This window comes from Bellilinea sp., assembly GCF_053501535.1.
The window spans coordinates 17,179-31,375 of the sequence record NZ_JBRCOK010000106.1 but is presented as its reverse complement, the minus strand read 5'-3'; the positions used below and the strand labels follow the sequence as shown (position 1 = coordinate 31,375).

The window sequence follows — 14,197 nt, the reverse complement described above, 5'->3', positions numbered from 1 at the left end:
CAGCCCAAACCGCTTTACGGCGGCGGAGGGCTATGAAACCGAACGGAAGGAACAGCCAGGAAATTCGTCCCCAGCCAAACAGGTCGCTTACACCGCTATGCAGGCTGTGTTTCAGGTTCAACCTCGCCCAGTACAGGTTGTGTCCACCTTCCTGTACGCCGATGCCGGGCCCAAAACCGATTTTGTCGTATTCCCACCACAGGGTATATGGGTTGAGCAAAAAATTGCCGGTAACGGCATATTGCCAGACGAAAAGTAAACTTGCCAGCCCACCTGCCAGTAAGCCGGTCATCAGCAAAGACGAACGCACTGCTGAAGGGGATCGAAACAGGTGGACGATTCCTTCAACGAAGAAAGGAAAAGCAACCGCAACGGCGGTGAGCGGGCGGGTGAGCGCCAGCAGTCCCAGAGAAAGACCGCCCAGCAGCACGCTTATCCAGCGGGGAATGGAAGTTTGCGGAGCGGTAATTTCCAGCCATGCCAGTAAAAAAGTAAGCGTGAGAAAGAATGACCAGATGTGTGAGAGCAACGTTCCCGCATTTAACAAAAAGAAGGGTGAAGTAACGGTTAACAGGCCTGCCAGCAAACCGGTTAGCGGACGGGTCATACGGCTTACCAGGCGGTAAGTCATCCAGACACACAGGGCTGCCAGCAGTGGATTGACCCAGTCGCGTAAATTCAAGCGCACTCCCAACGAAAGGGCTGCTGCCCAACCGGGAGGGTATTTGGAAAAGCGTAAGCCGTTATAATCCACCACAAAGGGGGTCAGAAAGCAATGTGGACAGGGTGGCGATTCAATGGCAAGTTGATTGCGGCTGTACAGGGCAGCCTGCCATGAATAAGCCACTTCATCTTCGATGTGGGGCACCCCTTCGTAAATCCGGGTAGTAACCTGATAAACCGCCACAAGGGTGATGAGGGTTAAAAGCAAGGCGGTGAAGTCAGGCAGGCGTTTCATACACGATGGCTGAGATTATTCTCCGATAGGGATAGCGGTCAAATCGTGAGGTAATGCACCGCTGATCTGTACCGGCACAATACTGCCCAGTGGAGCCTGCCCTTCCACGAATACCAATCCGTCAATTTCAGGGGCATCACGATACGATCTGCCGATGGTCAGATTGCGGTCAAATCCCTCAACCAGTACCTCCATGCGTTTACCGATGAAAGTCTGGTTGCGCCGAAGGGAGATTTTTTCCTGTAATTTCATCAATCGTTCTAAACGTTCCTGTTTTACCTCAGCAGGGATGGGATCGCCCAGCGGTTCACTGGCCGTGCCGGTTTCAAAGGAGAAAGTGAAAGCGCCAACGCGGTCCAGTTGAACGGTTTGCAAAAAATCCAGCAGGGTTTGAAATTCCTCTTCCGTTTCGCCGGGGTAACCGACAATGAAAGTACTGCGGATGGCCAGATCCGGCATGGCGGAGCGCATTTTTTCGAGTGTGCGGTACACCCATTCCACATTGGCCGGGCGGCGCATCCGTTTGAGGGTGTCGGGATGAGCGTGCTGCAGGGGCATATCCAGATAATGCAAAACGCGCGGGTTGGATGCCATCATTTCGATCAACCGGTCGGTGACGTAGCCCGGAAAGGCGTACAGGATGCGAATCCAGGGAATCGAGGTGGCTTTCAAAAGGTCATCCAACAGAGCCGGCAATCCGTCTCGAATACCGAGATCGTGGCCGTAATCCGTGGTGTCCTGAGCGATCAGGATCAGTTCCTGGACGCCTTGCCGTTCAAGCTGTTTGGCTTCCTGAACAATGGTCTCCGCCGGGCGGCTGACCAGCGTCCCCTTGATCAGCGGGATGGCACAAAATGCACACGGACGGCGGCAGCCATCGGCAATTTTCAGGTATGCACTGCTGCCTTGAACGGCAGCGCGTAGAACCCCCTTTTCATCCCGCCCGATGATGCCGTCCTCAGGAATGTGATAAACCGGCTGGGGCGGCGATTGACGAACTTTTTCGATGACATCCAGAATATCCATCCAGCGGCGGGTGCCCATGATGCCATCAATACCGGGTACTTGCTGCAGTACCCACTCGCGGTAGCGCTGGGTTAAGCATCCGGCAGCGATCAGGATTTGTCCGTTGCGTTTACGGCGGGCTAACGCGCGCAGCTCGCGGATGGATTCATCGCGCGCCGGTTGAATGAAGCCACAGGTGTTCACAATCAAGACGGAAGCTTGCGCCGCTTTTTCAGTTGGCTGATATCCGGCGCGTTGGAGCAGCTCCGCCATGGAGGTCGAATCTACAGTATTCTTGGAGCAACCTAATGAAAGCAGGTAAAAGCTTTTGGATTTCATCCTACCTCTAAGGAACGAACGGTGTCACAGTGGGGGTGGGTAATAGCGGCGTAGGCTGGGGGGTGAAGGTGGGCGGCAGAGTGGGGGCGGGAGTGCTGGTAAACAACGGGGTTGGAACAACCGTGCCCTGCGCGGTAAAAATCAAACGAATCACATCACCTGCCCCGCCTAAATTGCCTAAATTATTCTGGTTATACACAATTTGAATTCCGGCTGCATTTCCGGCGGTTAATTCAATCGCATCTTTAGCGGTGAACGGATAAGCGCTGCCGGGAATGGTACGCCCTTCAAACGCGACGCGGGTATCTACCACAACCCGCATCCAGACGCGTTGATTGGCAATCACATACACCTGCACGGGGTCGCTGCTGGCAGGCGGCTGGCTGGGGGATTCTCCACTTTCCTCGGGGGAAGATGGTAAGGTGAAGGTGTTGTTTTGTGCGGCGGTCGGGGTGGGTGATTCAGCGAGGGCCGCGATGGTTGAGCCGCTCACATCAGCGGTATTCAACAGGATTTCGGAAATGGAGGGGGGTGTTACCTGTGTCTCCTGATCTTGCAAACCGGAAACGCGCGCCGTGCCCCAGATGACGAATACCAGGAGGATAAAAAACAACATGCTCCCCACCAGCAGGTCAGGTGTCATCCATCTCCGTAGGAAAAGAGAGAAACGATTGGGAAATCTCGTTTTTCCGGCGGGAGATGTTGTTGCGCGGGAAGGCGCTGTGGCGGCCAGGTGTTCCAGCCGACGGCGCTGCAATCCATCGGCGAATTGCAATAAGATGGCTTCGCTGTCAAGGTTGAGAAATTCAGCGTAATTGCGCAGCATTCCTCTTCCCTGAACAAGGGAAGGGAGCTGTTCCAGAAGCCCTTCCTCGATAGCCCGCAAATAACGGGCTTTCAGGCGGGTAAATCGTTCAGCATCTTCCAGAGAAATTCCCAACGCCTCGCGTTGAGCGCGGAATTGCTGGCCGATTTGGGAAAAGATGAAAGTAGAACTCCCCTCAACCGGAAGCGATGAAAGTTGGGTATCCTCCGATGAGATGGCTTCCCCTTGTGGGACGGTTTCGCTGTAGACTTCATCTGCCGCCTCTGTTTGCGGCGTGGTTTCGTTGACGGGAGGGGAAGTGGAAACGCTGGCCGGCTGGGTTCGTTCGGGTTGTGCTTCCTCCACGACTGGGTTTTCCTCCGTTGCTGGGGAGGATAACACCAGCTCCTTATCCGGAAAAGCAGCCAGGAGAGGTTGCGGGTTGATGTTGAATGTGCTGGCGATCAAGCGTAGATAGCCGCGCCCCTGAACCGCGGAGGGCAGCAGAGATGGCTCATCGTTTTCCAGCGCACGCAGGTAGGTAGGGTTAATACGGGTTGCCTGAGCCAGTTGTTCGAGGCTGAATCCGCGCTCTTCGCGCAGTTGACGCAGGTACTGCCCAAGGGTGAGTTTCATTGCCGTATTATACCCTCAATCAAAGACCGGCCTGCCGCCGAATTACTGGCACTGGCCGGTCTTGATTGATTGAAAAATCGCGTTTTTGTCTCAGGCTGCCGGCGTTTCTTCGGCAGGGGTTTCGGATTGTGGCTGGGGTTGGCTTTCCGCACCAGGAACCTGTACAACTTCCCCTTCACGGTGAACCACAATGTGGATTTCAGGAACAAGGTCAACCGTCAGGCGGACGTGGGCAACATGTTCGCCCAGATTGCGAATCGGCTCGCATTCGATTTGGTGACGGTCAACCTCAATACCCAGGTTTTGTTTGATTGCATCGGCAATCATTTGAGTGGTAATTGAACCGTAAAGTTTCCCGGTTTCACCGGCTTTGGAGGCGAAAGTGAAGTATTTGCCATATAATTTTTCGGCAACACTGCTCATTTCGCTGTTCAATTCCTGGCGGCGGGCAGCGGCTTTGGCACGGATTTGATCCACCTGTTTAAGCGTGCCGGGGGTGGCCAGAACTGCCAGTCCTTGCGGGATCAGATAGTTGCGGCCAAAACCATCGGCAACTTTCTTCACATCACCAGCGCGTCCCAGTTTGTAAACGTCCTTAATCAGCAAAACTTTCATGATACAAGCCCTTTCATCCAACAAAAAATGAGAATTGGCTGAGAGCGAAGGGTACAACGCTCCAAGCTCAATGATTTTACCAGACCCTACTCGTTCCGTCAAATAAAATGTGGCGAGAGTGTTGAAAAAGTCACATATGGGGGCTGTTTTTCGCAATTTTGGCAAAAATACCCCCACAGGTGGGGGTTGACCTGAGTTTTTCAACACTCTCATGTGGCGGGCGGTGGATTTCTCATAATTTTTACTTCTATTAAGTGTTTATATCTAAAAATTTTTTAGATGCAAATATTTCTGGTAGTCAGTCAAAGAAAATAAGATGGAACGACACATGCAACCTTCAGGAGCAAAGAAGCCCTGGAGATGCCACGAAAAAAGTGCCTTATCAATCTAAGCGATGAAAAACGCCAGACGCTGGAAACGTTGACGCATAAATACAAAGCAATAGCATGCTAATTCAAACGGGCGATGATCATGTTGTAAGCAGATGAAGGATTATCCGATCCAGAAATTATGGCAGCCTTGAATGTCAGCCGCTCTTGCGTCGAGCGGATTCCCAAGTGTATTGTGGCTGATGGAATTGAACAAGCCTTGTAATGAAGATCTCCGACCTGGGCAAAAGCGCAGGCTAGATGGCGCTCAGAAGCCACATTAATCGTGCTCGTCTGCTCAGAAGCCCACGAGGGACGGGCTCACTCGAGGTTGCGACGATATTGGCAGGTAAGTTAGTGCAGCTCGGAGTTGTAGATACCGTATCGCATGAGACGGAGCGACAAACGCTCAAATAAAACGAACTGAAGCCCTGGTAGCAAGAGATGTGGCACATTCCGGAATCTGACCCGGATTACGTGGCTGGTATGAAAGAGCTGTTGGTTCTCTACCAGCAACCTTTGGATCCCCAACATCCATTGGTCTGCTACGATGAATGGAGACGTGCCTTGATCGGTGAAACCCCACTGATTATGCCTACCCAAGCCGGACGACGAAACGGATCGATTATGAGTATCAGTGGCACAGCGTCGCTTACCTGCACATGCTGTTCGTACATCTGGTGAACAAACGGCATATTCAGTTGACGCAGCAACACGCCAAGAAAGACTTTGCGTATTTCAGGAAAAGGCTGGTGGATGAGATTTTTCCAGAGGCTACGCTGATCCGGGTTGTCTTGGACAACCTGGCCACCTCCAGACCCGCTGCCTTGTACGAGACCTTCGCGTCGCAAGAAGCACGGCGAATCTAGCGAAAGCTGGAGTTTCACTACACGCCCAAACACGGCAGTTGGCTCAATATGGCCGAGTTTGAATTGAGTATTTTGGGTAGAACCATGAATAACAACATCTCTGATATTCACCGCTTTGTTCAGGAGCCCCCAGAATTGACAAATGAATGCAACCGCTCAAATACCAGAGTGAATTGGCAATTCCGTACAGATGATGCTCGCATCAAACTGAAGGAACTCTATCCATCCATTTTACCTTAACGACTACTTAGCACGATTATTTTATATCGGGCAGAGGTTTTGATAATGGTTGGTTAGGCACTGAGTTTAAATCAATTTGTAAAGATGATAGGATAAATTGAATCCCCAGTAAAATACACATTGTGGGTAAAATTACAGTTCCCGTAGGTGCTGGAATTGCCAGCGAAGCATACTTTATCCACTTCAATATACCGAATACTAACCCAAAACACAAAAGGGGCAATCCCGTCATCAAGTATACCGATGCCATCGAGAAATCAAAAAGGAAATATTTCAAAATAATTCTGCGTATCAATGTTCTTAATAATTTTGGAGGAAATTCAAAAATTATTTTTGAAATTTTCAGATTAGACACTTCTTCCCCATACCGGGCAGGAACTGGAACATCTATAACCTTGGCATTGATAAGATAAAGATTTGCCAGCATTGAGGTTTCAAAGTAGTAAGTTTTATCAATTTGCTCAAGTTCTAATTGAGATAAAATTTCTCTTCTGATAGCAATAAAACCATTGGTTGGATCAAAGATATTCCAATAACCAGTTGCAGCTTTTATGAGAAAGCTTAACACAAGGTTCCCAAAACGTCGCAAATAGGGCATCTTTCTGAGCGCGTTAAAATCTCTAAACCGATTTCCTTTTGTATAATCCGCTATTCCTTGAATCAAAGGTTCTAAAAGATTTTTTAGGTAAGATGAATCCATTTGACCATCGCCATCCATTTTGATACAAATATCTGCTTGAGTCTCAAGGGCTTTTCTAAATCCGCTTATCATTGCACCTCCAACCCCTTGGTTATTAAAGTGCTTAATCAAAATAATTCTTTGATCACTCTCTTGTAACTTTTTAACAATTTCGGCAGTCCTATCAGGGGATGCATCATCAATGACGATAATGTAATCAATGAAATCCGGAATCGAATTAATCACTCTTTCAATATGTTTTTCTACCCGATAGGCTGGGATAATAACTGCTGTCTGCATATTGCACCTCTGAATGAGGTTTTTATGTTTGCCAAAGAGGTTTCTTTCGGGAATTTGACTTGTTGGAAGAACCTACTTGAGGCCTTATCAATTGATCATCCATAGAGTCATTTTGAATTCACAGGATGAAAGATTTGTTGCCAAAAGGGTTTACATTGATACATGAAGACGATGTCCTGAGGAACTGGATTCCCTTGTACAAATAAAACGCCCTCTCTGAAGTAATCGAATTCATTGACGGCAAGGTCTACTGAACCAGTGCCCAAAACTCTAAATTCAAAAAAATATTCTTTTTGAATGGATTGGAGAAAAGGATTTGAAACCGAAATAAACAAGAAGTCCTCAGTAAGTAATTCTTGTAAAGGAATTTTTTCGGTATGTAAAATCCGTTTCTCCGAATCGTAAATACTTATTTTCATTATTGTGGAGTCACTCGTATCGGAGTAAGAATGTAGGTAAACCTGAACTTTATCTATTGGAATACAGTGACTTGAAAATTGTTGCACTACTGTGGTTTTAGAATTAAGGGTTAGAGCTGGTGTTTGGGTCCATGCGATGTTTTTATAAATTGGTTGCTTACAACCTTGTAATGAGTAAATAGAAGTACCACAGTAGGTATAGTAGGAAGCATAAATGCCAATTGCAAAGAAAACAAGTGTTCCCAATAGAGAGTTCAAGATTATTTTTTGAGCATGGTTGTGGAGAAATCCTTTTAGCGAAAATAATCCTTGGATGGCTAGAAATAACATTGGAGCGCTGGGAATATAATAACGTCCTTGACGACCAAACACTGATAAATCACCTGGGTTATATATAGCAATAGCATGCATGAGAGCAAACGCTCCAGTGGAAATTATAAAGGTAAGTAAGAAACCAATACGTTGCCATCGGCTAAATGTTGGAATTCGGTTGTCCCAGCCAAGTGCAATAAACAATGAAACCAGAAAGAGGATATAGACCAGTCCAGGAACTTTACCTGCCCAGTGCCCGTAGACAGCAATCCACTCTCCTAAATAATTTCCAATAGACCGGAGATTTCCCCATAAAAAAGCATATAGAAAATCCACAGGTTGATTTACGATAAACGCAAATTGGCGACTCAGGTTACTCCCCTCATTATTAGTGAAATGGGAGTTTTGCAACGCTAGAAAATTATAGGATAAGGCAAAGAAGATTGCCAGGAAGACAGCAAACCAAATAGTAAATTTGAAAAATGAAGAATTGATTTTTTTATAGGGCAGCCACAACAATAATGGGAAGATGAAAAATAATCCGGGTTTAGCCATTCCAACTAAAATGATAATTAATATCAGAAAAGCAAGTTTCCTTTTTGGAAGAGGATTGCTGGTTTCCAAAAACAGATTCGAAGAAATTGCTATAAAAAGAAAACTAATAGCATTCGTAAATCCATCCGTATTCAAAGTTGAGGCCTGAAAGAGTGCGGTAGGTGCTAGAGCTAACGTGACCATTACCCATTTTCCAATGGGGAGTAAACGAATAGCAAGATAACATCCTGCCAGATAAGTGATGACTCCTAAAACCCGGCAAAGAATAGCGATTGGAATAACCGGAAAATCTAATTTTCGCCAGAAGTATCGTGCTACAACAGCTTGGGGAATGAAATTTACAGGTGAATAGATGGAACGAGTTACTATTCCCACTGTTTGGTTCTTGTCAAGAGGTTTAAGAAAGTAATCAGGCTCAAATTGATCGAATGCTGGTGTCTGAAAATAACGCCGTTGGTAGGATAATCTAATGAAATCCGCATATGCATATGTCTTTCCAGATGATTCATTCCGGTTAGGAAGGAAATTCCATGCTGCAATATCAAAAATGCGGACAACGTGTTGTTCCTCATCAAAACCTGCCCCGTAAGGGATGAAAACCGCAAATAATAGCCCAAAAATAGTGCCGATAATGAGGAAAACACCTTCTGGAGAATAGGATTTTTTCATAGGATTAGGAGAAACAATTGGAGAATCGGCATAAATATGTTAGGCTTAGTTTAATATTTTTGTAGTCGATCTTAATCGCCGTTGGCTTTACAAGTACCGCCACATTCTACGATCCATTGACGTCTGGAATACGGTTTAAGCCGTAACTACGAACCACCGGCAAAACGGAGAGAATGCCAGTATTGGGCAGATTGAGGTCGCCGGTTACCTTTTGGGTGGCAGCCACCACTTTATCTACCATGGCATCATTTTCGACAATGGTGATCAGCGTGCGATTGAGATTTTGGAGGTGTTCCTGAAAATCTTCCAGACTGGGAAATAGCGGTAAGTCGTCCCGCCATGCACCTTTGGCGCGGATACGCGCCAAGCCTGTACTGGGAAAAATGGTTACTCCACCAACGCCGGCTTCTTCCCAGGCATTCAACACCTGTTCGAGAAGTTCTGGATTGTGTAAAACGAAGAAAATCATGTACATATTTTCCTCCCGTGAACCATCGGGAATCGTTATTCTTGAGCGGGGGCAGTTGAGTAGGCGGTGGCTGTTTTAAAGGACGCCCGCAGTAAGGGCGGGGTGAGCAGGGTGGTAATCAGCACCATGCCTACGATTGCTGAAAAGACAGTTTCATTGATGTATCCTTCTGCCAGACCGATACTGGCAACAATCAGGCCCACTTCTCCGCGGGAAATCATCCCAATGCCCAACTGCAGCGATTCAAGCCAGTTGAAACCACCCAGTTTTGCTCCCAAACCGCAGCCAATCACTTTACCCAGTATAGCAAATGTGCTGATTACAAGCATCAACCAGAGGGCATTCAGGTTAAGCGTATGGGTATCCACGCTTAATCCAATGTTGACGAAGAAAATGGGAACAAAAAAACTGTAAGCAAGTGAACGCAACCCGGGTTCGATCTGGTTTTTTTCCGGCGTGCGGGCGAACATCAAACCTGCCAGGAATGTGCCGGTGATGGCAGCCATACCGCCGATTAATTCGGCAGCCAGACCGTAAATCATCATGATGATCAAACTGAAAGTCAACATCCCCTGACTGACAGGCATGGCGCTGACGCGGCGGGAGAGTCTGGGTAAGACCCACAAGCCAAATGCAGCCGATAGGCTGAGAAACCCGATCATCTTTACAAAAACAATCAAAATGTCAAATGCACTGCCACCACCCGAAAGCGCAAGGAAGGTAGAAAGCAGAAGAATGACCAGAATATCATCGAACACGGCCGCACCCAGCAGACCCAGCCCGACCCGGCTGCGCAAAACCTTTAATTCCATCAGGGTTTGAGCGGAAATACTGACGCTGGTAGCTCCCAGGGTCAGTCCGATAAAGGCAGCGTTGGGGAAGGAGTAACCGAACAGTCGCCCGGCAAGCAGCCCCAATCCCACCGGCGTGAGGACGCCCAGAATCCCGCTGAAAGCCGCCACGCGGGTGTTGCGGGTCAATTCCGAAAAATGAAGTTCCAAACCCGCCAGAAACATCAACACCAGAACGCCGATCTCGCCAAATTCGGCCACCACCTCGCCCAGATGACGGTCGGTAATAAAGACAAGATGTGTCAAATCTATGAGCGATGGGCCGAGCAGCAAGCCAACCAGCAGTTCACCCAGCACAGCCGGCTGACCAATTTTGGTGGTCAGATAACCGGCCAGTTTCGATGCAAAAAGAATGATGGTGAGGACAAAGATGAGTTGCAGGAATGGGGTCATCAGAGTTGTTCCTTGAAGTGCACAAAAAAATACCCCCGACCAGGGAATTTTGAACAGTTCAGGATATTTGTTTGTAGTTTACCATAAATTCTTCCAGTCCGAATTGAGGGCGGCTACGGTATACTAAAATCAGGTTCACCCTTTTGCGGAAAGAGGAAAAAAATGTCGCTTGAATCCGAACGAAAACGTTGGGAAGAAGAAGTCCTGAAACCTCTGATTGCCAAGTATCCGGAACGTCAACCTGAATTTTTTACCCCCTCGCAAATTCCTTTACCAAGGCTGGGACTACCCTTCAAGTGCGATTATCTCAAAGAGTTGGGTTTCCCGGGCGAGTACCCGTTTACCCGCGGGGTTCAGCCAACCATGTACCGCGGGCGATTCTGGACAATGCGCCAGTATGCCGGATACGCCACTGCTGAAGAATCCAACCGCCGCTACCGATATCTGCTTCAGCAGGGACAAACCGGGCTTTCAGTGGCGTTTGATTTGCCAACCCAGATTGGTTATGATGCCGACGACCCAATTGCCAGCGGAGAGGTGGGAAAAGTAGGGGTGTCCATTTCCTCCTTGCGGGATATGGAGATTCTCTTTCATGAAATTCCGCTGGATAAGGTCTCCACCAGTATGACCATCAACGCCCCGGCCGCCATTCTGTTGGCGATGTATATTGCCGTAGCACGCCGGCAGGGGGTTGAGGAAAAATGGCTGCGCGGTACCATTCAAAATGATATTCTGAAAGAATATGTTGCACGGGGAACTTACATCTTCCCGCCGGGGCCATCCATGCGTCTGATAACGGATGTGTTTCAATATTGCGGGAGGAATGTTCCGCGCTGGAACACCATCAGCATTTCCGGTTATCACATCCGCGAAGCCGGCTCAACGGCTGTCCAGGAAGTTGCCTTTACGCTGGCGGATGCGATTGCCTATGTGCAGGCAGCCCTGCAATCCGGACTGGAGGTGGACCGATTTGCCGATCAATTATCCTTTTTCTTTGCGGCCCATAATAACTTTCTGGAAGAAATTGCCAAGTTCCGCGCAGCGCGTCGCATGTGGGCGAGAATCATGCGGGAACGATTTCACGCTCAGGACCCCAAATCGTGGATGCTGCGCTTTCATACCCAGACAGGCGGCTCAACGCTGACAGCCCAGCAGCCGGAAAACAACATCGTTCGCGTAGCCATTCAAGCCCTTGCGGCAGTGCTGGGAGGGACACAATCCCTACACACCAACAGCATGGATGAAGCCCTGTGGCTGCCGACTGAAAAATCCGTGCGGGTTGCCTTGCGCACCCAGCAGATTATTGCCTACGAATCGGGGGTGGCAGATACGATAGACCCGCTGGCCGGTTCGTACATTATTGAATATCTTACCAATGAAATTGAAGAGCGGGCCTGCGAGTACATTAAAAAAATTGATGCAATGGGTGGAGCGCTGGCAGCCATCGAAAGCGGCTACATCCAAAATGAGATTCAAGAGGCGGCTTACCGCTATCAAAAGGCTGTCGAAAATAAAGAACAAATTGTGGTTGGTGTGAATGCTTTTCAAGTGGAGGAAAAACTGGAATTGGAGGCGCTGCAAGTCGATCCGGCCATCGAGCGCCAGCAGCGTCAGCGTCTGGCAGAACTACGCGCCAGCCGCGACTCAACCAGGGTCGGTGAATTGCTGGCTCGACTGGAAACAGCCGCAAAAGGCAGTGAAAACCTGATGCCGTTGTTTATCACGATGGTGGAAAACGACGTAACGCTGGGAGAGATTTGCGGTGTGTTACGCAAAGTGTGGGGAGAATACATACCTCCGGCATGGATTTAGTTCAAGGAGTGAAAAATGGCGAAAATCAAAAAAATCAATCATGTGGCAATTGCGGTTTCGGATGTGGACGCTTCATTAGCTTTCTGGCGGGATGCGTTGGGTCTGAAAGTGGATCATGTTGAAGATGTACCCAGTCAAAAAGCGACGGTTGTGTTCATTCCGGTTGGCGAAAGCGAAGTAGAGCTGGTGCGCCCCACCAGTGAAGATACCGGTGTGGCAAAATTCCTTGCCGAACGCGGGGGTGGAATGCACCACCTGTGCTTTGAGGTGGAAGACATTGAAGGGATGCTGACAGACTTAAAAGCCAAAGGAGTGCGCTTGATTAATGAAACTCCGCTGGAACTGCCGGGGCGAAAAATGGCGTTTATCCATCCGAAGAGCAGCGGGGGTGTGCTGGTCGAGTTGTATGAAATAACTGCTCCATAGCGTATCATTTATCTGCACATAATTAGCTTTGTACAAAAACGCCCTGCCGGTACAGCGCACCGGCGGGGCGTATGTTATGATTAGGGGAGATTTGAGGGCAATGATGATCAACCACAGGCTCAATCGAATTTTTCAGGGGATCTTCTGGGTTCTGGTATACCTGTTTCTGACACTTTTACCGGTGTTGGTGATGTTCCTGCCGCCCCGACCGCCGGGCCGCGAGTTCATCCGCGAGTTTTCGGTAGCGTTGGGTTTTGTGGGGCTGGCGATGATGGCGTTGCAATTTGCGCTGACAGCCCGCTTCAAAACAATCAAGGCCCCCTATGGCGCGGATGTGGTGTATCACTTTCACCGCCAGATTTCGATCCTTGCTTTTGTCCTCATTCTGGTACATCCCATTTTGCTTTTCATTCCACAAATTCATCCGGTCAGCATTTTGAATATCTTCTCGCCAGATACCCCCTGGCGTGCCCGTTTTGCGGTCACATCCCTGCTGGCTCTTTCCGGATTGATTGTGATGGCTTTGTGGCGTAAGCCGCTAAAAATTGAATATACCCGCTGGCGAATCTGGCATGGCGTGCTGGCAACCGCCGCAGTAGCCTTTGCCATGCTGCATGTGCTGGGGGTCAACTGGTATATCAATGAGCCGTGGAAGCGGCTGCTCTGGGCGGGCTATTCGATTTTCTTTGTAGGATTGCTGTTTTACACCCGGGTTTGGAAGCCATGGCAATTGCTGCGCACTCCCTATCGGGTGCGGGAGGTCAAAGCGGAACGCGGCGGCAGCTGGTCGCTGGTGCTGGAACCCGACGGTCATGCCGGGCTGCAGTTTCATCCGGGTCAATTTGCATGGATTACCGCTTTCAACTCACCTTTTAAGGACGCCGAGCATCCCTTTTCCTTTTCCTCAGTGCCGGCTTCGGATGGGAGTGTGCGGTTTACGATTAAGGAATTGGGAGACTTTACCCAAAGGATTAAAGAGTTAAAACCCGGTGATAAGGTTTACGTGGACGGCCCTTATGGTGCATTCAGCATTGATCGTCACCCTGACGCAAAAGAGTTTGTATTCATTGCCGGCGGTGTGGGAATCACGCCAATGGTGAGCATGCTGCATACCCTGGCGCAGCGCAATGATCAGCGCCCGTTGCTCTTGATTTACGGCGGCAGAGACCTGGAAAGTTTAACCCTCATCGAAGAAATTGAGGAATTGAAGAATCGTTTGAATTTGAGGGTGGTTTATGTTTTGGAGAATCCTCCCCCCGGCTGGGAGGGTGAAACGGGCTATATCACCCGTAAGGTGCTTGAGCGCTGGTTGCCGCTGGAGCGCCGGAAAGACCGCATAGAAATTTTTGTGTGCGGGCCGCTGCCCATGATGAACTCCGTTGAGGATAGCCTGGCTAAAATGGGTTTCTTTTCCGGCGATGTTCACTCCGAACGGTTTGATCTGGTGTAGGAGGAGGGAGGCATGCGCAGCCGTTTG

General features: G+C 49.0%; 12 protein-coding genes. 3 read left to right on the top strand and 9 right to left on the bottom strand.

The features are described 5' to 3' along the window. From ACWIZX_RS10435 to ACWIZX_RS10395, 9 genes are all read right to left on the bottom strand, one after another. A partial coding sequence (locus tag ACWIZX_RS10435) for an STT3 domain-containing protein (protein ID WP_448335721.1) occupies positions 1-958 on the bottom strand: 958 nt, incomplete at its 3' end. Positions 959-973: 15 nt separating this feature from the next. After that, a complete protein-coding gene (gene rimO / locus ACWIZX_RS10430; protein WP_448335720.1) occupies positions 974-2,302 on the bottom strand; it encodes a 30S ribosomal protein S12 methylthiotransferase RimO in 1,329 nt (442 codons plus the stop codon). Positions 2,303-2,309: 7 nt separating this feature from the next. Beyond that, positions 2,310-3,743: a helix-turn-helix domain-containing protein gene (locus ACWIZX_RS10425; protein ID WP_448335719.1), complete on the bottom strand. Its 1,434-nt coding sequence runs from the start codon at positions 3,741-3,743 to the stop codon at positions 2,310-2,312. 90 nt (positions 3,744-3,833) lie between these two features. Continuing rightward, positions 3,834-4,358, bottom strand: coding sequence for a 50S ribosomal protein L9 (gene rplI, locus ACWIZX_RS10420; RefSeq protein WP_448335718.1), 525 nt, complete (start codon positions 4,356-4,358; stop codon positions 3,834-3,836). Positions 4,359-5,271: 913 nt separating this feature from the next. After that, entirely contained in the window at positions 5,272-5,706 is a 435-nt protein-coding gene (locus ACWIZX_RS10415; protein WP_448335717.1) for a hypothetical protein, read from the bottom strand. A gap of 145 nt (positions 5,707-5,851) precedes the next feature. Beyond that, entirely contained in the window at positions 5,852-6,814 is a 963-nt protein-coding gene (locus tag ACWIZX_RS10410) for a glycosyltransferase family 2 protein (RefSeq protein ID WP_448335716.1), read from the bottom strand. A gap of 107 nt (positions 6,815-6,921) precedes the next feature. Continuing rightward, positions 6,922-8,769: a DUF2142 domain-containing protein gene (locus ACWIZX_RS10405; protein WP_448335715.1), complete on the bottom strand. Its 1,848-nt coding sequence runs from the start codon at positions 8,767-8,769 to the stop codon at positions 6,922-6,924. 106 nt (positions 8,770-8,875) lie between these two features. Beyond that, complete coding sequence (locus tag ACWIZX_RS10400) at positions 8,876-9,244, bottom strand: P-II family nitrogen regulator (RefSeq protein WP_322794187.1); 369 nt, start codon at positions 9,242-9,244, stop codon at positions 8,876-8,878. 29 nt (positions 9,245-9,273) lie between these two features. Beyond that, on the bottom strand, positions 9,274-10,482 hold the full coding sequence (locus ACWIZX_RS10395; RefSeq protein ID WP_448335714.1) for a cation:proton antiporter: 1,209 nt from the start codon (positions 10,480-10,482) through the stop codon (positions 9,274-9,276). Positions 10,483-10,644: 162 nt separating this feature from the next. Here ACWIZX_RS10395 and ACWIZX_RS10390 point away from each other — a divergent pair, with 162 nt between their 5' ends. From ACWIZX_RS10390 to ACWIZX_RS10380, 3 genes are all read left to right on the top strand, one after another. Next, positions 10,645-12,294: an acyl-CoA mutase large subunit family protein gene (locus ACWIZX_RS10390; protein WP_322792213.1), complete on the top strand. Its 1,650-nt coding sequence runs from the start codon at positions 10,645-10,647 to the stop codon at positions 12,292-12,294. Between the two features lie 15 nt (positions 12,295-12,309). Next, on the top strand, positions 12,310-12,720 hold the full coding sequence (gene mce / locus ACWIZX_RS10385) for a methylmalonyl-CoA epimerase (protein WP_322792212.1): 411 nt from the start codon (positions 12,310-12,312) through the stop codon (positions 12,718-12,720). A gap of 100 nt (positions 12,721-12,820) precedes the next feature. Further along, complete coding sequence (locus tag ACWIZX_RS10380) at positions 12,821-14,170, top strand: ferredoxin reductase family protein (RefSeq protein WP_448335713.1); 1,350 nt, start codon at positions 12,821-12,823, stop codon at positions 14,168-14,170. Positions 14,171-14,197: the final 27 nt, after the last annotated feature.

Excerpts from the sequence above, each read along its gene's own strand:
- rimO (WP_448335720.1), bottom strand. The coding sequence starts at position 2,302 with ATGAAATCCAAAAGCTTTTACCTGCTTTCATTAGGTTGCTCCAAGAAT.
- ACWIZX_RS10425 (WP_448335719.1), bottom strand. The coding sequence starts at position 3,743 with ATGAAACTCACCCTTGGGCAGTACCTGCGTCAACTGCGCGAAGAGCGC.
- rplI (WP_448335718.1), bottom strand. The coding sequence starts at position 4,358 with ATGAAAGTTTTGCTGATTAAGGACGTTTACAAACTGGGACGCGCTGGT.
- ACWIZX_RS10410 (WP_448335716.1), bottom strand. The coding sequence starts at position 6,814 with ATGCAGACAGCAGTTATTATCCCAGCCTATCGGGTAGAAAAACATATT.
- ACWIZX_RS10405 (WP_448335715.1), bottom strand. The coding sequence starts at position 8,769 with ATGAAAAAATCCTATTCTCCAGAAGGTGTTTTCCTCATTATCGGCACT.
- ACWIZX_RS10400 (WP_322794187.1), bottom strand. The coding sequence starts at position 9,244 with ATGTACATGATTTTCTTCGTTTTACACAATCCAGAACTTCTCGAACAG.
- ACWIZX_RS10395 (WP_448335714.1), bottom strand. The coding sequence starts at position 10,482 with ATGACCCCATTCCTGCAACTCATCTTTGTCCTCACCATCATTCTTTTT.
- ACWIZX_RS10390 (WP_322792213.1), top strand. The coding sequence starts at position 10,645 with ATGTCGCTTGAATCCGAACGAAAACGTTGGGAAGAAGAAGTCCTGAAA.
- mce (WP_322792212.1), top strand. The coding sequence starts at position 12,310 with ATGGCGAAAATCAAAAAAATCAATCATGTGGCAATTGCGGTTTCGGAT.
- ACWIZX_RS10380 (WP_448335713.1), top strand. The coding sequence starts at position 12,821 with ATGATGATCAACCACAGGCTCAATCGAATTTTTCAGGGGATCTTCTGG.